The organism is Ferruginibacter sp. (assembly GCF_014377975.1).
Classification (GTDB): domain Bacteria; phylum Bacteroidota; class Bacteroidia; order Chitinophagales; family Chitinophagaceae; genus Ferruginibacter.
In genome coordinates this window covers 1-21975 of sequence record NZ_JACMOO010000174.1, presented here as the reverse complement: position 1 = coordinate 21975, position 21975 = coordinate 1, and the positions used below count along the sequence as shown (strand labels likewise).

Here is a 21975-nt window from a genome sequence, read left to right as displayed (position 1 = left end):
TGCTACAAACGGTCAATCAACGTTTCCAGGTAATGCGATTGTATTCCGAAAAGCAATTTTAAACCTGCAACCTTTTCAAGAAAAAATTGAGTTGGATGCAATGGCTTATCTTGTTTTACGCCAACAATCAACACATTTTTTGGTGTATGTTCAGTAGCGATAAATTCAAACACCCTGGTTTTATATCCATGTGCTTCCAATAACAGTGCTCTTATTGCATCCGTTGTTATCTCTGCCTGCCTTTCCAATAAAATACCATGCTTTGTTATTGACTTTAATTCATTTTCCGGTGCCATTTGTTTTCTTATCTGTTTGTGGCAACAGGGTGCACAAATAATAATTTTTGCATTTACTTTAATACCGCTAAAAATGGCTTCATCAGTAGCGGTATCACATGCATGAAGCGCAATTAAAATATCTGTATTGCTCAAAACGGCATTTTCTATTGTGCCGCTTTTAAATACAAGCTGGTTGTATCCTGCGGCACGGGCAATATTGTTACATTTAGTTACCAGTTCTTCTCTTAATTCAATGCCGGTAACAGCGGCATCCCGATGTAATTTATTAACAAGATAATCGTACAAAGCAAAAGTGAGGTAACCTTTGCCACTGCCCATATCTACTACCTGCAGGCTTTCATTAAATTGAAGATCTTTTATTATTCCATCAATAATTTCTACATAGCTGTTAATTTGTTTGTACTTATCCTGCTTCTCTTTTTTTACAATACCTTCCGCCGTAGTAATGCCTAATTCTTTTAAATAACCGGCATTGGTAGCTTGTATAATCCGAATCTTTTCTTTATCGTGTTGAAGTGCGTTTGCTGTAGATTTTAATGATGGACCTTTGCTTACAATTTTGGCAGTATTATTTTTTTGAAAAGCAAAATGAAAATCATTTTCTGTTGTAAAAATATCTGCATTATAAAATTCATCTTGCAGCAATTTTTCTATTAAAAAGATACTTTCTTTTGCGGGGAAATTACTGGTAATATCTTTTGTCGGATATCGGTATACAAAAGATAATTTTGGAATATTTTTTATTAAAACAGGTTTGATAAAAACATTTTTAAGATCAGACGATTTAATCCTTCTGTTTCCTAAAGTAATTTTTATTAATGTTTGTTTCTCAATATCATCACTCAATTGTTTAAGGAAGCTTTGTAAATTTCCCGGCATGGATATAATAGTTGTTTGGCTGTAGACAACGACACAAATGTAAATGCATATTTACAGATATTACTTACCTTAAAACTATATTCTTTTACTGAAAAAAAACTTAGTACGGGCTACATTAATTTAAAAATTACGAAAGCTTTAGTTCTTCCTCAATACTTTCGTGAAAATTTGTTTCATTTTCCAGTATCCATTGGGGCAACGGTTGTTTTATAATCTTCCATAAATTATCTTCTTTTTGCATTTCAAACAGTATACGGTTATCGCGGTTGTCCACAACATTAACTGAAAAGATAGCTGGCTGAAGCTGGTTACCGGAATTATATCTTCTGAAATTAAATTCCCTTAAACGTCCATCCGCTTTTATAAGCTTAGTAAACTGTATGTTTTTTATAAAGGATAACTGCATATATAGGTATTAAAAGTGAATAGTAAAGCAATAAACATGCTACATACCATGAAGCGGAAAGATAATTTTATTGTACTGAACTTTGAAAAATAATAATTATTTTTTAGTAAAATTAACAGAAGTGTTTTGCCTGAAGATTGGCCACCGTAGGGGATATACTTTAAAAATGTTTTGGCTAAATCATTTCGGGTCGTTTGCAAAAATATTTATCTGCCGCTGTAAAAAATGCAGTCTTGGCGGTTACACGTACGGGTTTTTGTCAGTAATGTCTGCCAAAATTTCTTTGTTAATTTTACCCATTAAAATAATTTACAAAAGCAGCAATTGTTTAAACAGCAGTTTTAACGAAGTGATGCAATGATTTTCGTTGTAAGTGCCAAATAAAAACAAAGCCTGCTGCAATTTTCTTACACTTATGGTAACAATTTTTATTTTACAAGCTAAAGTGTTCAATAAAGAATATTTGATTGCTGCTGCTGTTAAATATCTTACACAGAGATATACGGTTATTTTCAAGAAAATGTAGTGTTGTTAAATAACAATTGTTCTGCTGTTTTACACCAACAATTCCCTGTAGAAAGAAAAAATGGTAAAAAAAAGATTGGAAACTTTCATTGATGAGATAATTTCCGTGATACACACGATAGTCATTCTCGAAATAAAAATACCGGATGGAGTCAATATATTTCCAGGGAAGAGGAAATAATATAAAAGTAGACCTTTCAATCATTCAAAACAGTAATGTACTTCTAAAAAAACAAAAGAATTTTGGATATATACCAAAACTCTTTTATTTCTGCTTCTTTGCATGTACCTAAGGCAAAACAGCCAGGAGCAATCGATATGTTCTCAGTTAAAATTTATTCAACTTTACATCATCACTTAAAGAAGATTTACAAGTGAAATTTCTAAAAATATGCCATAAAATGTTAATTATCCTAAAATATTATTAGTCAATAGGTTAGAGCCCCAAGAGTCAATAATTAATGAGAAAATACTTCTACAATTTAGCCAGGCACGAGTAATCTTTTAATCTTGCGGGGCCTATTTTTCAGGAGCTTACCTTATATTACAGCATAAAAGTTTTATTATGAAATATGCATTTTTAATTTTTCTACCATTCGTTTGTATTTTATCAATGGCTCAAAAAAACACCCTAACAGATAATAAAGATGAACTGATCCCCACAGGTATTACTGCCACCATTACAAAAAACTCGGTCTCTTTAGCCGGCGGAAAAAAATTAGAATATACCGCGTTCACCGGATATTTAAATTTACAAAACGATACCGGAAAATTAATGGCGAAAATATTTTTCACCTATTATAAAAAAGAGGGGGAGGAACCAGGTAAAAGGCCCGTTTGTTTTACATTTAACGGGGGGCCTGGATCATCTTCCGTTTGGTTGCACATGGGAGGTTTGGGGCCCAAAAGAGTATTGCTACAGGATGATGGTACCGCGCCGCCACCACCTTACCAAATTATTAATAACGAATACACCTGGCTTGATAAAACGGATCTTGTTTTTATAGATCCGGTATCTACGGGTTTTAGTGTACCTGCAGTTGGCGAAAATGCGAAACAATTTCATGGTTTTGTAGAAGATGTTCAAAGTATCGGCGCATTTATCCGTAGTTTTTTATCAAAGTATCAGCGTTGGTCATCGCCTAAATATTTAGCTGGCGAAAGTTATGGTACTACCCGTGCAGCCGGGCTTTCCAAATTTTTAACGGACAATTACCGCATTTATATCAATGGTATTTTATTGATTTCTCCGGTGCTAAATTTTGGCACAAATGACATTGCTGTTGGTAACGACCTGCCGTATGTTTTGTATATACCATCTTTTACCGCCGCTGCCTGGTATCATAAAAAACTAGCAGCCACCTTGCAGGCCGATCTGCAAAAAACTTTGAAAGAAAGTGAGGATTTTGCGATGAATGAATATGCCCCGGCTTTGCTTAAAGGCGAATGGCTGAGTGATGCAGACAAAGATCGCATTGCAGAGAAACTGAGCTATTACACCGGAATTAGTAAAGCATATATTTTGCAAGCCAATTTAAGAGTTTCTGACAGTCGTTTTTATAAAGAACTGCGCCGCAAAGATGGATTAGCTGTTGGCCGGCTTGACAGCCGTTTTACTGGACATAATTTTGATAATGCAGGCGAAGGAGCTGACTTCGATCCTTCTTTTATAAATATTGACGGACCTTTTACCAGTGCTATAAATGATTATTTTGAAAGGGAACTTAATTTTAAAGAAGAACGGGCCTACAATATTTTTGGAAATGTTTATCCATGGAATTATAATAATGTGCAAAACCAATACCTGAATGTGGCAGAAGGTTTACGCGATGCAATGACAAAAAATACTCACCTAAAAGTGTACATTGGCAGTGGTTATTACGATTTTGCCACCCCTTACTTTACCGCCAATTACGATGTGGCACACATGTTTCTTGAACCGGAATTAAGAAAAAATCTCCGGCATTATTATTATGAATCCGGCCACATGTATTATATAAATAAGCCTTCAATGATTCAGTTTAAAAAAGATGTAGATAGTTTTTTTGACTGGAGTAACAATGTAAAATAAATGGCTGCAAGATACTGCAGCAAGTAATGTTATTGTATGTATTCAAAACAACCGGCAACATTGGTAAGGCAACAATTCTGGACAGCTTTTGGTCAATATATGCGGCCGGTAATTTCTGCCGGAGGTGAAAAAATTAATTGGGTAAATTATAAAACCGGTATAAAATTTATCCGCATCAGTATGCAATGTGAAGATGGAGTGGCTTTTATAAGGATTGAATTATCGCACCCGGATACCGGAATACAAGGTCAGCAATTTGATGAGTTATTAAAACTTAAAAAGCAATTTCAGGAAAGTTGTGGTACAAATTGGCAATGGCTGAAATTGAATTCGGTTGGTGATAAAAAGTTCATCAGCTCCATAACAGCCTGCCTTCAAAATGTACATGTATTAAATCAATCAGACTGGCCCGCAATCATCTCTTTTTTAAAACCAAGAATAATTGCATTGGATAAATTTTGGAATGAATATCAATTTGCGTTGCAATAAAACTTACTTCAATGCAGGCAAAACTTGCAAAACAAATCATTAATTTTTGATAATCGCAGTTATAAAAATTTGTTATTGGTATTCAATTCCATTTGGTTAATTGCCCGCTGCAGTTTTCCAGTTGCTTTGCCGGAAAATCAAAATCGAGATTTATAGGGCCGCTGCTTGCTTTGGCTTTTTTGTTTTTATTATTTTGCTCAGGTACTAACTTTTTTAACCCGGTTATTAATTTCTTTTTATCTGATGGATTTAATTTATTCAGTAAAAATAAAATTTTAAATTCGCCTTCTCTGCCACACCCACCTAACTGCCAAGCCTGAATGGTAACTTTGTTTTTACAATCAACCTGCTTAATAAAATCCACCAAAAAATCATCAGAAACGGTTCCGCAACAGATACTGCCGAACGAGACCACCACATCGTATTTTTCAGTCTTACCTGAAATCGGTTGTGCATTTACAAAAGTATTTATCTGTGAAACTAAAAAAAGCAGAAGAATTTTTTTCATTGTTGAATTTATTTCAAAAGTCATAATAAATTAATAAAAAATGGAGCATATACAGTAATTATACATCGATGCTTTGTTGCGGGTTACGTATGGGAATTGGTAATGCTGCGCAATTTTGACGAGGATGTAATCTGCAAAATAAAAGGAGCCGGATAAAAATCCGGCTCTGTTTTTTTCTCTTAATACTCCTTGAAACTTTTGAAAAGCCTTAAAAATTTTTAATATTTTTAGTATGATTGATTTAACTACTGATTGATTGCTAAAAATAATATCTTTCAGATTAAATATTTTATTGTTTTAGCAACTGGAAGCTTTAAATACGCAAACGGTAATCACGGGTGTAAAAATGGCATCATTAAATTCAAAAAGGCGGTATTTTTTAGTAAATCTTCTAATGACATCATTTTGAAAGCAGTAATATCTTTTAAAATAAATTATACGGATTTACGACAATTCCTGCATTGAAAAATACATTTAATATTACCGGCTAACTTCGGGAATAACCGGTAAACTTTCGTTTCCATTTTCTCCCACAGCCTGAACTGCAAAAAAATAATTATCTTTCGAATAGGGTAAAATTATTTGTAACTGCGGGGTAAAAAATTTCTTTTGCCAGAAAGCACTGGTGGTTTCACGCATCATAATATAGTATCCTTTTACCTTACCTGTTTTGGGTGCATGCCAATTAAGGTTGGTTGTATTGCCTAACCTTTTTACATCAATTTTCACAGCTTCAGGCATAGCCGGGGCTTTGGAAAGATTAGCCAGGTTGCACAGGTTGAGAGCTGTATTTTTACGCAGGTATTCAAAGTCGATGTGCTCCAGTATATCACCATATTCAATACCGTTTTCCTTCCGTACATCCTGGTGTTGCCGGGTATAATTTTCATTCATTTCTGTAATCCTTACTGCGGCAAAACCATTTTCTACATAAGGCGTATGATCTCCTCCCCGTAAAAAACGGTCATTGCGGTATACCATTACTACCTGTAAATTGTCCACATACCGCTCCCCAATTTCTTTTACATACCTTGCCAGTTGCCGGGATATTCCATCATTCTCTAACCCAAGCTGGCGAATAGTACTGGCATTTTTTTCTAAATTATAAAAAGGTAAACCTTCGCTAAAAACCCGTACCTGTGTATTATTGATGATATTAGTTTCGCTGCTATTATTGCTTCCCATAATATCATTGTTTAAAACAGCTTCAATATTCAGGTGTTGGGCTTTCAATTTGTTTGCCATAAAATATGCGCCCAATAAACCCTGCTCTTCGCCGCTTACCGTTACAAAAATTATTGTGGCGGAAAATGAATGCTTGCACATTATCCTGGCACATTCCAATACAGCTGCACAACCACTGCCATCGTCGTTTGCACCCGGTGCATCACCCGTACGATCCAATACATTGGTACGCATATTATCAAGATGCCCGCTGATAATAAATATTCTTTTATCAGCACTATCTGTACCTTTTAAAGTAGCTACTACATTGCCTAATAATAAAACACTATCTACTCTTTTTCCATCCGGCGAAAGAGTAGTGGTATCAATAAAAGCTACCAGGCGCCCATTGGATTTTTTAGCAAATTCAGTAAACTTATTTAACACCCACTTTCTGGCAGCACCAATACCACGCCGGTTATCAGTCTGTGTACTGAGTGTATTCCGGGTGCCAAATGCTACCATTGTTTTAATATAATTTTTTAACGAGTCCGGGGATACTTCTTTAACCATCTGTTCTATCTCAACGTCTCTTTCAATTATTTGCTGTGCTATGGTATGTTGAACAAAACATCCGCTGAGAAAAAGAAATAACATTTTTTTCATAAAAATATCTTTGTATTAAAATTAGCGCATTCGTGTATTAAGGTGATAGTTTAAATTATCCTGGTTACTTTTCATAAAAAAATATCTTCACTATTATGTTTTTTCCTAATTAGTGAGGTGTATAAGCTTATGCAAATGCTACCTTTCTGCAATAACTCAATTAAAGAAAATTTGCAGAGAACTCTATAAATTATGAAATAGATTATTTATCTGCCGGAATAAATTTTAAGGAAATAGAATTTACACAGTGCCTGGTATTTTTAGCGGTTAACCTTTCACCGGTAAATACATGACCCAAGTGAGCATCGCAATGGGCACACACAATTTCCGTTCTGCTGCCATCTGTATCCGGCAAGTGCTTTACTGCGCCGGGTATTTCATCATCAAAACTAGGCCAGCCGCAATGGGAATCAAATTTATCTGTTGAATTGTACAAAGGAGTGTTGCACCTACGACAAACATAAGTGCCGGTTGACTTATTGTTATCATACTCCCCTGTAAACGGCCGTTCGGTACCCTTATGAACAATCACATATTCTTCTTCTTTCGTTAACTTATTATATTCCATTTTTATAAAATTTTTATTTGAATGATGCACCATCAATAGCTGTTACAAGTTGTTGCAAATTTACAATGTAAACAGGTATTCCTGTTTTATTTCTAACCGTATAATATCACCAATCATAACATATTAAATTGCCGAATGGTTTATTTTGGCATCTTTACTATTTAAATTAAATTTCTTTGCCGGGCCAATGATTGATAAATTTGCAGCAATTAATGGGTCGCAGGAGGGAATTAAAACATTAACATAAAAAACCTACAGCGTTGAATGATATGATCCGTTTAAAAATACCGGCAGAAATTTCCGGTAACGACGGTGCCATTCAAAGGTCTCAGATTATGTTTGTAATAAATCTGGCTCAGCCTACGGTAAATCAGCATCTTTAAATACTTACAGAAGCCGGACTATAAAAACCGAAAAAAAGAAAAGTTCCTTCAGCAGTAGTATAAGCATTGCTTTGCGGAAAGAATATATAAAAAAAATTGCTTTATTTAAGGCATAATGAAATTTTGAAGATGGTTACCCATCTGATAAATCGATGCCAATATTGATTGCCCGTTCAGTATTAAAAATTATTACATAATGAATAGAAGTATATATTTACTAATTGCATCAAATACAAAGAATAATTGGAAAATGAATAGATTAAAAGTTTATAATTGTATTTCTGCAAAATTTTCCATCAGCGTCGGTTTCTTATTATCTCCCTTTTTCCTGTTTTCACAATCTGTGTTAAAAGATAGTTTGTTGCAGGAAGTAACATTAAAGAGTGCCGTTGATTACGCCATTGTACATCAGCCACAAATACAGCAGTCGTTGATAGATCAGCAATTACTGGAAACCACTATTAAAAGTAAACTGGCTGATTGGTATCCCCAGATCAATTTTAATTACAACCTGCAGCATAATTTTATTATACAAACTACTGTCATTGGTGGTAATCGGGTAAAACTGGGTGTTAATAACACTTCGGCCGGATTGTTTTCAATTTCACAGGTTCTTTTTAACAAAGATGTTTTACTGGCAAACCGTACAAAAACAGATGCCAGGTTGCAGGCAAGGCAGCTTACCAGTAACAACAAAATTGAACTGGCTGCAGAGGTTTCCAAAGCCTTTTACGATGTACTTTCTACCCAACAACAAATTAAGGTTTCAACAACAAATATTCAACGCATTGAGCAGAGTTTAAAAGATGCCTACAATCAATACACCGCGGGTATTGCCGATAAGATTGATTATAAAAGAGCTACCATTGCATTAAATAATTCGATGGCTGCTAAAAGAAGCAATGAAGAGTTATTAAAAGCAAAAATGGAAACCCTTAAAACACTGATGGGCTACCCGGTATCAGCCAATTTAAATATTGTGTACGATAGCCTGCAGATGGAAAAAGAGATCCTGCTGGATACTTTGCAAAAAGCCAATTATGCTGCAAGAGTTGAATACAAATTACTGGAAACCCAAAGAAGATTGCTGCAGTACAACTTGAAATATAATAAGTGGAGTTACCTGCCAACGGCATCTCTCAACGGTGCCTACAATCTTTCATACCAGAACAATAATTTTTCCAAATTGTATGATAACAATTTTCCAAATTCTTATGCTGCACTTACTTTGGGATTTTCCATTTTTCAGGGAGGCAAAAGAAAAGCAGGAATACAGGCTGCAGAGCTGGAATTAGAAAGAAACAACCTGGACATAGTAAGTTTTAAAAACGTTGTGAATAATGCATATACACAGGCATTGGCAAACTATAAAAGTAATCTTGAAAATTTTAAGGCTTTAAAAGATAACCTGGTGCTGGCAAAAGATGTATACGAGATACTCCGTTTGCAATACCGGTCTGGTATTAAAGCATACCTGGAAGTAATTACTGCTGAAACGGATTTAAGAACAGCCGAAATTAATTATTACACTTCTGTATATCAATTACTGGCTAGTAAAATAGATGTGCAAAAAGCGCTTGGACAAATTGTTTATTAATTTAACTACCCGATATAAAATTTAAATACTATTTGTATGTACATAAAATTTCTTTTAAAATATACCTCTTTTGCTGCCTTGTTTTTTATAACCGCCTGTAACGATACAAAGGAGCAGACTGCAACTGCAGTTCCGCCACCAGTAAAGGTTACAGTGCAACCCGTACTAAAGACAGATGCTGTTTATTACGATGAATATCCTGCTACTGTTAGTCCGCTTAAACAGGTAGATCTCCGGCCACAGGTAAGTGGTTTTATTTCAGGTGTTTATTTTAAAGATGGTGACAGGGTTAAAAAAGGACAGTTGCTGTATTCTATTGATGGGCAATTGTACGCTGCCAATTATCAACAGGCAGTAGCCGGATTAAAAGTGCAGGAGGCCAATTTAAATAAAGCACAAAAAGATGCCAACAGGTTTCATGAACTGGATAAAATGGATGCGGTGGCAAAGCAACTGGTTGACAATGCCGATGCAGCATTAGAAGTAGCTCGCAAACAGACAGATGCTTCCCGTGCCAATATTCAGGCTGTACAAACCAATGTTAAGTATACAAAAGTATATGCACCTTTTGATGGGGTTATCGGTATCTCCGCTGTTAAAATTGGTGCCGCTGTAACTGCTGGTCAAACGCTGCTCAACTCGGTATCATCTGATAAAGAACTGGCAGTTGATATTAATGTGGATCAAAAAGAAATATACCGTTTTGCAAAGCTGTTAAATGAAAAGCGAAAAACAGCAGATACTACTTTTTCATTGGCATTTGGGAAGGACGTTTATCCTTATCCAGGTAAAATTTCTTTGCTCGACAGGGCGGTTAATGCACAGACAGGAACCATAAAAGCAAGGTTAATTTTTCCCAATAATAAAAATTTGCTGATAGCCGGTATGAATGGAACGATACGGATAAAAAACAATTCATCTGCCCAGGCCTTAATAATTCCATATAAGGCAGTAACTGAGCAACTGGGAGAATTTTTTGTGTATGTTCCGAACGATAGTAACAAAGTATCGCAACGCAAAATATCCGTAGGCAAACAGATAGGTACGAATGTGATTATAGAAGATGGATTAAAAGATGGAGAACAGGTTGTGGTGGAAGGCGTTCAGAATTTACGGGAAGGTTCTGCCATTAATACTACACCGGCAAAACCGGCTACAACTGAAGCAAAAAAATAATGTTTAATATTTCGATATGCAACCGGTTAGCATGGAGCTGAAATAAAATCTATAATTAACGGCATAAAATTAATACCGTAGTACGGGTTAAATAATAATATAATGATAGCAGAAACTTTTATAAGAAGGCCGGTAACAGCCATTGTGATATCCGTTGTAATTGTGCTGGTGGGCATTATCGCCATGACAAATTTACCGGTTGCCCAATACCCCGATATTACCCCCCCAACAGTTTCCATATCGGGGAACTTTATAGGAGCTGATGCAGAAACAGTAGAACAAACTACTACCACTGCTATTGAAACACAGGTAAACGGTACGCCAGGTATGACCTATATTTCAAGCAACAGCAGCAGTAGCGGGCAAAGTAGTATTAATGTAAATTTTGAATTGGGTACTGATGTAAATATTGCGGCACTGGATGTACAAAACCGTGTTAGCATTGCCCAGCCAACCTTACCCGATGCTGTAAAGCGTTTGGGCCTTACCGTTCGTAAACGTGTTCCAAGTTTCATGGTAGTATTGGCCCTTTATTCACCCAATGGAACACATGATGCTACATTTATAGGCAACTATGCCAACATCTATTTAAAAGATGCATTGCAGCGGGTAAAAGGAGTAGGAGATATCGTTTCCAGAGCGGATGATTTTGGTATGCGTATTTGGTTAAGCCCCGAAAAATTAGCCAACCTTGGCATGACTACTTCTGATATTCTGGCTGCTTTAACTGAACAAAATTTGCAGGTAGCTGCCGGCACAATTGGCGGAAACCCACAGCCATCGGTGCAAAGTTTTGAATACAGCGTTTTAACCAACAGCCGCATCAATACCAAAGATCAGTTTGACAATATTATAGTACGCACTGTACCCGCAACTGGTACGGTGGTTTATTTAAAAGATGTTGCCAGAGTAGAACTGGGAAAATTTGATTACGGCAGTAACGCCTATGTTGATGGAAAACCAGCCGCATTTATATTGATATACCAGGCACCGGGCGCCAATGTATTGGAAACCTATGAAGGAATTAATAAGGCATTGACAGAGTTGAAAAAAACATTTCCAAAAGACATTGATTACAGCATGCCGGTTGAAACTGTTTCTGTTGTTAAAGTATCCATCAGTGAAGTGTTGCATACGTTGGTAGAAGCTCTCGGTTTGGTAACATTGGTTGTATTTCTTTTTCTGCAAAACTGGCGGGCAACTTTAATTCCTCTATTGGCAATACCGGTTTCATTGATTGGTACATTTATTTTCTTTATACCATTTGGTTTTACCATTAACACCTTAACGCTGTTTGCATTTGTACTGGCAATTGGTATAGTGGTAGATGATGCTATTGTGGTGGTAGAAGCAGTGCAGCATTATATGGATCATGAAAAAATCTCTGCCAAAGAGGCCACGCGGAAGGCAATGAAAGATATATCCGGACCGGTTATAGCCATTGCACTAATACTCGCTGCGGTGTTTGTTCCTGTAGGCTTTATACCTGGTATTGTGGGCCGTCTTTACCAGCAGTTTGCTATTACCATTGCAATATCTGTAATTATTTCAGCCTTTGTTGCCTTATCACTTACACCTGCCTTGTGTTCCATTATGCTAAAGCGATCCAAGGATGAAGCGGCTAAAAAAAATTGGGTAGAAAAATTCTTTGCATGGTTTAATAAAGGTTTCGGTAAAATAACCAGTTCTTATACATCAGGCGTAGGTAAATGGATAAAGGCTACACCATTTGTTTTAATAATGCTGGTATGTTTATTTGTGGGACTGTTTTTTTTATTTAAAAGTAAACCCACCGGCTTTATACCTAGTGAAGATGAAGGCCGGTTGTATGTTACCTACGAAATGCCCGAAGCTACTTCTACTAACAGAAGTAAAGAAATGTTGTTAACGATAATGCAAAGAGTTTCCGCCATACCGGGTGTAAAAACAGCAGGGGGCCTGGCTGGTTTAAATGTTATCAGTTTTTCTTTTAAATCCAATGTAGGAACCATCTTTGTAAATCTTAAACCGTGGGATGACCGAAAAACAAAAGAGCTACAACTGCAAAGCATTATTGATGCAATACAGCAACGTACAAGCGATCTTAAAGAGGCCAGGATATTGGCGATAGCTCCGCCCGCAATTCCAGGATTGGGCGCTACTTCGGGGTTTACTTTTGAATTACAGCAAACTACCAGTACTGATAATATTCAGCAATTTGAAAAGGTAGCAAGAAAGTTCTTAGCAGATGTAAATAAACGTCCGGAAATAGGCCGGGCCTATACTTTTTTCACTACCCATACCCCCAGCTACCAGGTAGATGTTGATAGGACAAAAGCAAAGCTTTTGGGAGTAAATGTTGCAGATGTTTATAGCACCATGTCAACATTGCTGGGAAGCAGCTATGTAAATGATTTTAATTTATACGGACGAAATTTTAGAGTGGTAGCACAGGCAGACAGTACGTACAGGTCGTCCATAAGTGAATTGGGAAAGTACTATGTACGCAATAGCCAGGGTGGAATGATTCCACTCAGTTCCCTTGTTATTTCCAGGGTAACAGAAAGTCCTTCGTTGATTACGCATTATAATATTTACCGGTCAATAGAAATCAACGGATCGCCCAAACCCGGTTTTAGCAGTGGCCAGGCAATTGATGCTTTAAAAGAAGAAGCTAAAAAATTGCCAGCGGGTTATGGATTTGAATTTAGTGGCCTTAGCCGGGAGGAAATAAAAGCAGGCAGCAGTACAATAACCATCTTTAGTATTTCAATAATCTTTGTATTTCTGTTTCTTGCTGCATTATATGAAAGCTGGTCAGTACCATTTTCTGTATTGTTCGCTGTACCAATCGGCGCTTTTGGATCTATCCTTACATTAATGTTATTGCCAAAAATTTCCAATAATGTATATGCCCAGATTGGATTGATAACATTGATTGGACTTGCCGCAAAAAATGCAATTCTGATAGTTGAGTTTGCTAAAGAAAGGGTAGATCGCGGCGTTGACATTGTTCACGCAACATTACAGGCGGTGCGATTGCGTTTACGCCCAATCGTTATGACGTCGTTTGCTTTTATTTTAGGGGTATTGCCACTAGCTTTTGCAAGCGGTGCCGCAGCAGAATCTCGCAAAACAATTGGCTGGACAGTATTTGGTGGAATGCTGGCTGCCACTACGCTGGCTATCTTTGTAGTGCCGGTTTTATTTGTGCTGATCACCAAATTATCTTATGGAAAAAAGCTAAATAAATTAAGTAAAGAAAAAGAAGATGAGGACAGTGTTGACAAAACAATATTTGAAAACAATGTTGGGTAATGTACTTTTCTAAATGCTGTTTTTAATGATTTAAAAATGAATTTGTATGATGACCAATAACGATATACTAAAAAAATTAAGGGTAGCACTTTCACTGCGCAATGATGACATTATTGAAATACTTTCGCTGGTAGATTTCGAAATTACAAAAGGAGCATTGGGCGACCTTTTTAGAAACGAAGATCATCCTGGATATATTGAGGCTGGTGACCAGGTATTACGCAATTTTTTAAACGGGCTAATCATATACAAGCGCGGAAAATTACCCATACCAAAAACAGGAATTAAAGAGGATGAGGATGAAATTCCAAAATAAAAAGGAGATGAGTAAATTGTAATCTTACATAAAAAGGTATCTCTATTTTTAATTGACTCTATAAAAAATGCCTCACAATACAGATATTCTGAAATTGTAAGGCAAATATTTTTAAAAGAGAATTAAAGGTAGATAATATTAGTACCTGCGATCCCTGTTAAACCCACCGCTGCTATTGCCACCACCAGGCCTTGAATTTGGCCCGCTCCCGGGAGGTCTCGAATTACCTTCTTCTGCTTTTTTAACTACCAGTGGTTTTTTGCCCAACGAAATATCATTGAGACTTTCAATTGCATCCAATGCTTCGGCATCGTTTTGCATTTCTATAAAACCAAACCCTTTACTTTTACCGGTTTCTTTATCCATGGCAACTTTGGCCGAAATAATAGTACCAAATTTTTCAAAGATTTCTACTAGTTCGTCATCATCCAGATCGTATGGCAGTCCGGCAACAAAAATTTTCATCAGGTTATTTTTTTTGTAATTGTAAAAAACTTATACGGATTATCTTTTGTAGTATCAATTTCATCAACAAACCGTAAGTAGTAAAAGTAGTATATTTTTATATTTAAATGTGAATTAGTTGATGATACAATCAAAAAATAATAAAAATTCTGAACTGTTGCGCAATATTCTTTTCTTTTAGCAGTTAATTGTACATCTGAAACCCTAAACCGTTACCCCATGACCAATTATGTCATCAACACTTCAATGCTGTTGAACTTCACGCTCATTCTTTCTGTAGCTTCCCTTGTTTACTTCGCGGTAAAGCTCGCAAAGCATTCTCCTAAAAAAATATAAAGAAAAGGAGAGTTCAAGTAATTTGTGGAGTATCATTTAAACCTGGTTTAAATGATACTCCATTTTTTTTAATACAGGTAGCCCTTTTATTTTTTCTTTCTTTTAAAACTGTTGAAAAAACTATTTTTTTGTTACTTTCATTGATCAAATAACTGTTATGATAAGAAAAAATCCGGGTGTAGATATTATCAATGATATTTTGCAGTTAACAATGTTAGCCTACCCTGCATCTGATTTTATAAAAAGTTTGTTATTTCAATATCAGGAAAGAGGTGGCCTTAGTAAAAAGCAATTACAGGATCTGCATGTCAAAGCCTCTAAAGTTTCGGGTATGCCTGCGGGTAAATTAGCTACACTGGAAGCGGTTATACTTAAAAAACCAACCCGTTATAAATCTCCATTACCTGTTGCTGCACCGGTTTTTACAAAGAATGAAAAATCGGGCGAATATATCAACGAAATTCTGGCGAAATATCCCGGGCATAAAATGGTGTTGTTTCTTAAAACTAAATTTGATAACAACGAAATGCTTTCAGTAGCTGAAACCGCTGAAATTGAACGGTTTTATAAATTACTGATTAAATAAAAAAATGAAAATTATTTCCACCCTTCATCGCCATTTATTAGAATAATTTTTTAGTACTCAAATTTTTCTATAAAGTCAGAAGGATGAAAACTGCCGTAATCGTTGCAGACAACTTTCCAGGCAACCGCTCCGAATACAGTACTTTCTTTCACGCTGTTGATGATCATTCTGTTAACCTCAGCGGTTTCCGGACAAGAGTATTCTAATACAATTTTTCTTTTAATGTCTGCTTCAGAGGCTTAACTGCTACAACTAAAAATAGCAAACTGCCAAACCCATTTAATAAAAATTATTTGCTATGCATGTTTTCCAATTGATTTATTACTCCTGATGAACCCTCCTTTAATTGCTACCATTCCACTACAATCTTACCGGTACTTTTTCTGTTTTCAAGATAATCATGGGCTTCACCAGTAGCTGTTGCAGGAAATATTTTGGCGATGGAAGGCCTAAACACACCGGCGCTGTAAAGTTCCATCACCTGCTGCAGACAACGTTGAATTACCTGCGGCTGGTGATCTGCAATCTGCAGCATGTTAATACCAATAATAGATTTAGAAGGCATCATTAACATGGCAGGATGATAAAATCCAAATTGCAATGCAGAAACTATTTTACCAAAAATATTTTTATTCGTTAGGGAAGATGCTCCATAGCAAACCAGCCTTCCTCCCGGTGCCAGCAAGCGCATTCCTTTTTTTACACTTTTTCCTCCAACGGCATCAAAAATTACATCCACGCCTTTTTGTTGAGTACCATCTTTTATTACCTTTTCAAAATCATCTTTATTATAATTAATGGCATACTGTACGCCCAATTCTTTTAAATAACTTAATTTGTTTTCGCTGCCTGCAGTCGAAAATATCTCGCATTGCATATGTGTTGCATATTGTATCAAGGCCGTACCTACACCACCTGCACCAGATTGTATTAAAACCCTGTTGCCGCTGTGTAAATTCACCATTTCTGCTGCTGCATACAACGCGGTACAATACTGTGTAGTTAAGGCTGTAGCAGTGGCAGCATCCAATTCATCCGGAATTACCGCTACAGCACTGGCATTGGTTACAGCATATTGTGCATAGCCACCAAAACGGGTCATTGCTGTTATACGATCACCTCTTTTAATATGCACAACACCTTCCCCAATTTCTTCAATGGTACCTGCCACATCATAACCCAGAATGGCGGGTAAAGGCGGAGCTTCTTTATACATCCCCCTGCGGGCCATTACATCTGCAAAGTTTAATCCAAAGGCCGCTACTTTTATAAGTACCTGGCCTTTGCCAACCACCGGTTTTGATACTTCCCTTATTTCAAATGCGTTGAGGGCAGCACCATTTTTAATCAATACAACTGCTTTCATAAATAATTATTAATTTAAGATAAGCAGTAAATTTTATAAAAATATTTTTTTGATGAGATGTTTTATTTGTCCTGCAATTGAATTATAGCTTACATGTTTTGTAAATTTCCTTGTCGTATTATTACCACCTATATTAAATCAGCAGGGAAGTCAATTTATAACGACACCGTCTTCTCCAAAAAAAGTATGCCTTGCAGTATTATCGAAAATAGAAATGATACTAAAACTTTATATTCTCGTTAATTCAATATTTTTTTCACAAAATAATTTAATTGCCTGGCATGGGTACGGAAGGTAATTTGGCTAATTTAGCCTCATCTTCGGAAATTTTCATTTTTAAATCTTCTATATTTTTCTCCGTAGCAGATAATTTCTTGGCCGCTTTTGCGGCTTTCTTTGCGTTCTTTTTTGCGTCACCTGCCTTATTTTTTGCTTTTGCCGCTAATTTTTCATCAAGTGCATTGTTACTCAAAATACTTGCTGCCCTATCATTATTATCAGCAGATATCTGTGCCTGCTGTGCAGTATTTTGCACCTCAAGGGTTTTCTTTTCCACACTGTTTTCTAATTTTGCCAGGTCTAATTTTCGCTCATTTAATTTTTTACCGATTTTAAGCGCTTCTTTTTGTTGTTTCAATATATTAATAGAATCCTTTGAAACAGCCTGTGCATTCAGGTTTATACTTAGCAGTACCCCGGCAACTATGCTGAGTATCCATTTTTTTTTCATAAAGTTTATTTTTATAAATTGCAAATATGCAAATAGTATGCCCCGTGCAGCCAGTAAAACTATCAGTATAATATTTACACCTCCTTACACAATTATTAACAGCAAACAAGCAAATAGTTATTTAATTTTACCAATTAAATAAATAAAAATGAAAAAAACTTATTGCTGGAAATGTGTAGTGTTGCTTGCGAGCATGTATTCTGTTATGCAGGCTTTTTTAAGCTGATTGTATCTACAATATCAGTATAATATTGAGAATATTTTTCGCCTGAAATATAATTTAAATAGTATTTTCCATGGTGATAGAAGGTGGGGAGTATCAGACTTTTTTTACTGTCTGGTGCTGCTGCGCTTTGTAACGGGCAATCGTATTTTGCGCATCCAGTAATTGCAGTTTTAATGCATGCAATGCTGGCTGGCCCTCTTGCAATAATGCTTCGGTTTCTTCATTGCTTTTTTGAAGTAATAAAATATCACTGTCGAGTACATTGTTTAGATGGTTGGCTTGCTCCAGTCTTTTGTGGCAATCCATTTCAACTACCTGTTTTAACTGGTGTACCTGTATATTTTCTTTTTGTAAGGTTTCTTTTTTAAGCAAGGCACTTTCAAGGTAGCCTTGTGTGCTTTTAAGTGCTTTATTAGTTTTGGCTATAGAGAGGGTGCGTAATATCCAGGCAATAACAAAACCTGTTATAAAAGCCAGTGCTAAATATATATATATGTATGTCAATGTGATTAATTTTTAAATTGCAATAATTCACTCTGATCTTTCACTCATTTGTAAACCACAATTGGAAGGCAATAATCTAACCAATTATTTTTACAAAGATAATTTTTTTATAGTTTGAATACCGACTGTTTTTTTAAAATATTAAAAAAAAATAATTAAGTAAAAGTCTGCAAATAAAATCTGTAGCCATAATATTTTTCCTTTGCTAAAACTATAACACCTTAATTATACTATTTTAAATTAAGCTTTACTACCATGATCCAGTAAAGTGATCAGTCGCTTTTTACCAGGCCATCGTCGGAGTAATTTTCCATTTTCCTATCTATTATTCTTTATTCATGCTAAATCCCGTATCTGAAATGCGACAATTTTTTCTTCGTTCAACCAATGCTACAAATATCCTTTATTGACAATAATCTTGCTGGTATTCCATTTGCTCACTTGGTTTAGTTTATCTCTGCTTGGGTTAAATGCATGCCACAGTATCCGCCGTTATTTTGCCAGCATCTTTTAAACCGCATTTGTATAGATTGCAAAATACTACAAGTTTTATGTCAGGAGTTTTTAAGGCGGTAACCATATCCTGTTTGTGCATGCCTCCTACACCAATAAGCGCAATATTTATTGTATCGTTGGTACCGAAAGGAGTACGCTGAGATTTTTAAAAATAAGTATTTTTAGTTGCGGTGGCAAATGCAGCATTCTCTCCCCCAACAGAAGCTGAAGCAGTAGCCATTTTTTTAATAAAATTTCTTCTGGATGATGGGGAGATATTTTTTATGCATAAAAATTATATTTTATTGATTAGTTAAAAACATAATTATTTTTCTGATCAGTGAATAAAAAATCTATTTAAAGAAAATGTATTTTGGTACTACAATTCCTTGATGCGGATGTTTTTCCATCTTACTTTTATTCCGCCGCCATCATGTATTTGCAAAGCTATGAAGCCTTCTCCTTTACCAATCTTTTCATCTTTAATAAACACCATCTGATGCCCATTAAGCCAACTGGTAATTTCGTCGCCATTTACCAGAATCTTCATCTTATTCCATTTGCCCATTTTTAACCATTTTTCATCCTTAGGTTTTGGTTGTTTCAGCCAGCCCCGGCCGTAAGATTCGTAGATACCACCGGTATGTAAATTTTCCGGTGCTACTTCTATCTGCCAGCCACTTATTTTAGTGCCTTCAATAGAGGAGCGGATAAACACGCCGCTGTTGCCATTGGCTTCCTGTTTAAATTGCAAAGTAAGCTCGAAATTTTTATAGTTTTTTGTGGTGGAAAGATAGCCATACTGTTTATCGGGGCCGCTTTCACAAACCAGTTCTTTTTTATCAACATACCATTTTTCAGTACCGTTATTTTTCCACCCGGTTAAATCTTTGCCATTAAAAATGGATTTAAAACTTTGAGCAAAACCTGGTACCGATAAAAATAGCAGGTAATAAAAAACCAATAATCTTTTCATTCTTAAATTTTTTATGTGAGTAAAAAGTTGTTTTGCAATGGGCAGAAGCGAATAAAAAATATTAGAATTTTAAAAATAAGGATGTTTTTTTATTAATATGGCTTCTGTGCGCTTTACTTCAATGAGTTGTTTTAAGAGGGTTGCCTCAATAGTGCAATTACAGGAAATTTTGAAGTGTTATATTATAAAACTTTAAAGTACTTTTTGTCCGGTAACGGCACAAGTGAGAAAGCAGAAGTTACCTTAAAATACAGCGTGGAAGAGGGCGATGCTGATAAAATTAAAATCGGCTGTCCCTTTTATTCCGCAAAGCAAATAACCCGGATATATGATCCTCGATTTAAGAAAGGAGATTTGATGCTTTGTTATTAATTGACTTTTATTAAACGCAAAATGATTACTGTTTAAGAAAAGAAAAATTATCCAATCGGAGCTGTTGTTTGAATGAAAAACAAAATTAATTTTCTCCTTATTTTATCTCTAACCAATTCTGCCCTATATTTGCAACGGCAAGTCTTATACGGCCAGCTCCTGTTGAACTCCCCCAGGACCGGAAGGTAGCAAGGGTAAATGGTTGAGCGGTGCGATGTAAGTAACTTGCCATTTTTATGCCCTTTATTTTTCAGGGCTGCCACAAATTTTACCCATCTTTCAATAACGCAAATATTTTAAAGTTTAGTGTATCAATTATTTTACTTTTGCGTTACATAAAAATTTATCACAATTAAAAAGCTAATCCTCCTTTTGGGGATAGAAATATGAAATTTTTTATAGACACAGCCAACCTGGCACAAATTAAAGAAGCCAATGATCTTGGAATTTTAGATGGCGTAACAACCAACCCAACATTAATGGCTAAGGAAGGCATTAAGGGAATTGAAGCTGTTACCAATCATTATAAAACTATCTGCGAAATGGTGGATGGAGATATCAGTGCAGAGGTAGTTTCGACAGATTTTGATGGCATTGTTGCGGAAGGAAAAAAACTAGCTGCTATACATCCAAATATTGTTGTTAAGGTACCCATGATAAAAGAAGGCGTAAAGGCAATTAAGTGGTTTACCGATAACGGCATCCGCACAAACTGTACCCTGATATTTTCTGCAGGCCAGGCGTTATTGGCTGCAAAAGCAGGTGCCGCTTATGTTTCACCATTTATCGGCAGGATAGATGACAGCGGTTGGGATGGCATGGAACTGATTCACCAGTTGCGCCAGATATTTACCATACAGGGATACAAAACAGAAATCCTTGCGGCATCTATCCGTTACCCAAATCATATCATAAAGTGTGCTGAAGCTGGGGCAGATGTTTGTACCTGTCCGCTTGACTCAATTCTTGGATTATTAAAACATCCCTTAACAGATATCGGACTTGCTAAATTTTTAGAAGACGCCAAGAAGTTTGCGTAATATTTTTTGCTTTATCAAAGGCAGAAAAAATAAATCCCGGTTAATTGTACTTTCAATTAACCGGGATTTTTTATTTATACTATTGCTGAAAAATTATGCCCTGCTATTTTTTTTACGGGACTGTTTCATCTCATTTAAAATTTGTTCTGTAGTTTTTAACTGTTCGTTATCGGGCTTTTGTTTGATGTAAATATCAAATTCTTTGTATTGCCACGGATTGCTTTTCAATACAACTTTAATAGATACTTTTTCTTGTTTAAAATCTTTGTCAATCCATAAATTATTTCCTTTAAACTGGCCTGCAGATGCAGTAAAAATAAGGTCGCTGCTATCCAGGGGAAGCCATCTTCCATTTGTTAAATGTCCGTCAATATTGATATAATTGTAAGTTCCTTTTTTTAGACTATCGGTGTAAAGGTTTACAAATATGCTGTCAACTTTCTGCGCTTTGGCAAAGTTGCTTCCGATAATAAAAGTCAAAAGTAAAAGTTGCTTCAATTTTTTTATAAAGGTGTAAATAATTGTGCCGTTTTAT

Annotated in this window: 20 protein-coding genes and 1 other RNA gene; 10 read left to right on the top strand and 11 right to left on the bottom strand. The window is 35.8% G+C overall.

All coding sequences use genetic code 11. The features are described 5' to 3' along the window. Positions 1-2 precede the first annotated feature (2 nt). Both H7254_RS10205 and H7254_RS10200 read right to left on the bottom strand, forming a co-directional pair. On the bottom strand, positions 3-1178 hold the full coding sequence (locus tag H7254_RS10205) for an SAM-dependent methyltransferase (RefSeq protein ID WP_301932869.1): 1176 nt from the start codon (positions 1176-1178) through the stop codon (positions 3-5). Between the two features lie 127 nt (positions 1179-1305). After that, positions 1306-1584: a hypothetical protein gene (locus H7254_RS10200; RefSeq protein ID WP_301920730.1), complete on the bottom strand. Its 279-nt coding sequence runs from the start codon at positions 1582-1584 to the stop codon at positions 1306-1308. Positions 1585-2170: 586 nt separating this feature from the next. Between H7254_RS10200 and H7254_RS21485 the strand changes: the two genes are divergently transcribed. From H7254_RS21485 to H7254_RS10190, 3 genes are all read left to right on the top strand, one after another. Beyond that, the gene (locus tag H7254_RS21485) at positions 2171-2290 is read left to right on the top strand and encodes a TMEM175 family protein (protein WP_367875434.1); all 120 of its coding nucleotides are present in this window, start codon (positions 2171-2173) and stop codon (positions 2288-2290) included. 384 nt (positions 2291-2674) lie between these two features. Beyond that, the gene (locus H7254_RS10195; protein WP_301932868.1) at positions 2675-4180 is read left to right on the top strand and encodes a S10 family peptidase; all 1506 of its coding nucleotides are present in this window, start codon (positions 2675-2677) and stop codon (positions 4178-4180) included. A gap of 36 nt (positions 4181-4216) precedes the next feature. After that, complete coding sequence (locus H7254_RS10190; protein WP_301932867.1) at positions 4217-4669, top strand: DUF4268 domain-containing protein; 453 nt, start codon at positions 4217-4219, stop codon at positions 4667-4669. An 82-nt stretch (positions 4670-4751) separates the two neighbouring features. On the opposite strand, the gene H7254_RS10185 is transcribed toward H7254_RS10190, so the two are convergent. The 3 genes from H7254_RS10185 to H7254_RS10175 all read right to left on the bottom strand — a co-directional run bounded on the left by H7254_RS10185 (position 4752) and on the right by H7254_RS10175 (position 7575). Then, the gene (locus H7254_RS10185) at positions 4752-5177 is read right to left on the bottom strand and encodes a hypothetical protein (RefSeq protein ID WP_301932866.1); all 426 of its coding nucleotides are present in this window, start codon (positions 5175-5177) and stop codon (positions 4752-4754) included. Positions 5178-5657: 480 nt separating this feature from the next. Continuing rightward, complete coding sequence (locus H7254_RS10180; protein ID WP_301932865.1) at positions 5658-7007, bottom strand: M20/M25/M40 family metallo-hydrolase; 1350 nt, start codon at positions 7005-7007, stop codon at positions 5658-5660. 202 nt (positions 7008-7209) lie between these two features. Beyond that, positions 7210-7575 carry a methionine-R-sulfoxide reductase gene (locus H7254_RS10175; RefSeq protein WP_301932864.1) on the bottom strand — a complete coding sequence of 122 codons (366 nt, stop codon included), beginning with the start codon at positions 7573-7575 and terminating at the stop codon, positions 7210-7212. Positions 7576-8208: 633 nt separating this feature from the next. Here H7254_RS10175 and H7254_RS10170 point away from each other — a divergent pair. The 4 genes from H7254_RS10170 to H7254_RS10155 all read left to right on the top strand — a co-directional run bounded on the left by H7254_RS10170 (position 8209) and on the right by H7254_RS10155 (position 14344). Beyond that, a complete protein-coding gene (locus H7254_RS10170) occupies positions 8209-9555 on the top strand; it encodes a TolC family protein (protein WP_301932863.1) in 1347 nt (448 codons plus the stop codon). A 36-nt stretch (positions 9556-9591) separates the two neighbouring features. Next, positions 9592-10731, top strand: a complete 1140-nt coding sequence (locus H7254_RS10165; protein ID WP_301932862.1) for an efflux RND transporter periplasmic adaptor subunit — start codon at positions 9592-9594, stop codon at positions 10729-10731. A gap of 102 nt (positions 10732-10833) precedes the next feature. Then, a complete protein-coding gene (locus tag H7254_RS10160; protein WP_301932861.1) occupies positions 10834-14028 on the top strand; it encodes an efflux RND transporter permease subunit in 3195 nt (1064 codons plus the stop codon). A 46-nt stretch (positions 14029-14074) separates the two neighbouring features. Next, entirely contained in the window at positions 14075-14344 is a 270-nt protein-coding gene (locus H7254_RS10155) for a DUF1456 family protein (protein ID WP_301932860.1), read from the top strand. Positions 14345-14482: 138 nt separating this feature from the next. On the opposite strand, the gene H7254_RS10150 is transcribed toward H7254_RS10155, so the two are convergent. Beyond that, positions 14483-14809, bottom strand: a complete 327-nt coding sequence (locus H7254_RS10150; RefSeq protein ID WP_301923811.1) for an RNA-binding protein — start codon at positions 14807-14809, stop codon at positions 14483-14485. 493 nt (positions 14810-15302) lie between these two features. Between H7254_RS10150 and H7254_RS10145 the strand changes: the two genes are divergently transcribed. Continuing rightward, complete coding sequence (locus tag H7254_RS10145) at positions 15303-15731, top strand: hypothetical protein (RefSeq protein WP_301932859.1); 429 nt, start codon at positions 15303-15305, stop codon at positions 15729-15731. A gap of 349 nt (positions 15732-16080) precedes the next feature. On the opposite strand, the gene H7254_RS10140 is transcribed toward H7254_RS10145, so the two are convergent. The 4 genes from H7254_RS10140 to H7254_RS10125 form a co-directional block, all read right to left on the bottom strand. Next, on the bottom strand, positions 16081-17097 hold the full coding sequence (locus tag H7254_RS10140; RefSeq protein WP_301932858.1) for a zinc-binding dehydrogenase: 1017 nt from the start codon (positions 17095-17097) through the stop codon (positions 16081-16083). Between the two features lie 268 nt (positions 17098-17365). Continuing rightward, entirely contained in the window at positions 17366-17827 is a 462-nt protein-coding gene (locus H7254_RS10135; RefSeq protein ID WP_301932857.1) for a hypothetical protein, read from the bottom strand. Between the two features lie 319 nt (positions 17828-18146). Further along, positions 18147-18557, bottom strand: coding sequence for a hypothetical protein (locus tag H7254_RS10130; protein ID WP_301932856.1), 411 nt, complete (start codon positions 18555-18557; stop codon positions 18147-18149). 874 nt (positions 18558-19431) lie between these two features. Then, the gene (locus tag H7254_RS10125) at positions 19432-20028 is read right to left on the bottom strand and encodes a DUF1080 domain-containing protein (RefSeq protein WP_301923806.1); all 597 of its coding nucleotides are present in this window, start codon (positions 20026-20028) and stop codon (positions 19432-19434) included. Between the two features lie 507 nt (positions 20029-20535). Here H7254_RS10125 and ffs point away from each other — a divergent pair. Together ffs and fsa are read left to right on the top strand one after the other, a co-directional pair. Then, positions 20536-20634, top strand: an RNA gene (ffs, locus tag H7254_RS10120) — signal recognition particle sRNA small type. A gap of 152 nt (positions 20635-20786) precedes the next feature. Further along, entirely contained in the window at positions 20787-21440 is a 654-nt protein-coding gene (fsa, locus tag H7254_RS10115) for a fructose-6-phosphate aldolase (RefSeq protein ID WP_301932855.1), read from the top strand. A gap of 93 nt (positions 21441-21533) precedes the next feature. Here the strand turns inward: fsa and H7254_RS10110 are convergent, their stop codons facing one another. Next, positions 21534-21938, bottom strand: coding sequence for a hypothetical protein (locus H7254_RS10110; RefSeq protein ID WP_301932854.1), 405 nt, complete (start codon positions 21936-21938; stop codon positions 21534-21536). Positions 21939-21975 lie beyond the last annotated feature (37 nt).

Coding starts and splice junctions, on each gene's coding strand:
- H7254_RS10140 (WP_301932858.1), bottom strand. CDS start 17,097: ATGAAAGCAGTTGTATTGATTAAAAATGGTGCTGCCCTCAACGCATTT.
- H7254_RS10195 (WP_301932868.1), top strand. CDS start 2,675: ATGAAATATGCATTTTTAATTTTTCTACCATTCGTTTGTATTTTATCA.
- H7254_RS10170 (WP_301932863.1), top strand. CDS start 8,209: ATGAATAGATTAAAAGTTTATAATTGTATTTCTGCAAAATTTTCCATC.
- H7254_RS10205 (WP_301932869.1), bottom strand. CDS start 1,178: ATGCCGGGAAATTTACAAAGCTTCCTTAAACAATTGAGTGATGATATT.
- H7254_RS10185 (WP_301932866.1), bottom strand. CDS start 5,177: ATGAAAAAAATTCTTCTGCTTTTTTTAGTTTCACAGATAAATACTTTT.
- H7254_RS21485 (WP_367875434.1), top strand. CDS start 2,171: ATGGTAAAAAAAAGATTGGAAACTTTCATTGATGAGATAATTTCCGTG.
- H7254_RS10145 (WP_301932859.1), top strand. CDS start 15,303: ATGATAAGAAAAAATCCGGGTGTAGATATTATCAATGATATTTTGCAG.
- H7254_RS10190 (WP_301932867.1), top strand. CDS start 4,217: ATGTATTCAAAACAACCGGCAACATTGGTAAGGCAACAATTCTGGACA.
- H7254_RS10160 (WP_301932861.1), top strand. CDS start 10,834: ATGATAGCAGAAACTTTTATAAGAAGGCCGGTAACAGCCATTGTGATA.
- H7254_RS10200 (WP_301920730.1), bottom strand. CDS start 1,584: ATGCAGTTATCCTTTATAAAAAACATACAGTTTACTAAGCTTATAAAA.
- H7254_RS10125 (WP_301923806.1), bottom strand. CDS start 20,028: ATGAAAAGATTATTGGTTTTTTATTACCTGCTATTTTTATCGGTACCA.
- H7254_RS10135 (WP_301932857.1), bottom strand. CDS start 17,827: ATGAAAAAAAAATGGATACTCAGCATAGTTGCCGGGGTACTGCTAAGT.
- H7254_RS10175 (WP_301932864.1), bottom strand. CDS start 7,575: ATGGAATATAATAAGTTAACGAAAGAAGAAGAATATGTGATTGTTCAT.
- H7254_RS10150 (WP_301923811.1), bottom strand. CDS start 14,809: ATGAAAATTTTTGTTGCCGGACTGCCATACGATCTGGATGATGACGAA.
- H7254_RS10180 (WP_301932865.1), bottom strand. CDS start 7,007: ATGAAAAAAATGTTATTTCTTTTTCTCAGCGGATGTTTTGTTCAACAT.
- fsa (WP_301932855.1), top strand. CDS start 20,787: ATGAAATTTTTTATAGACACAGCCAACCTGGCACAAATTAAAGAAGCC.
- H7254_RS10165 (WP_301932862.1), top strand. CDS start 9,592: ATGTACATAAAATTTCTTTTAAAATATACCTCTTTTGCTGCCTTGTTT.
- H7254_RS10155 (WP_301932860.1), top strand. CDS start 14,075: ATGATGACCAATAACGATATACTAAAAAAATTAAGGGTAGCACTTTCA.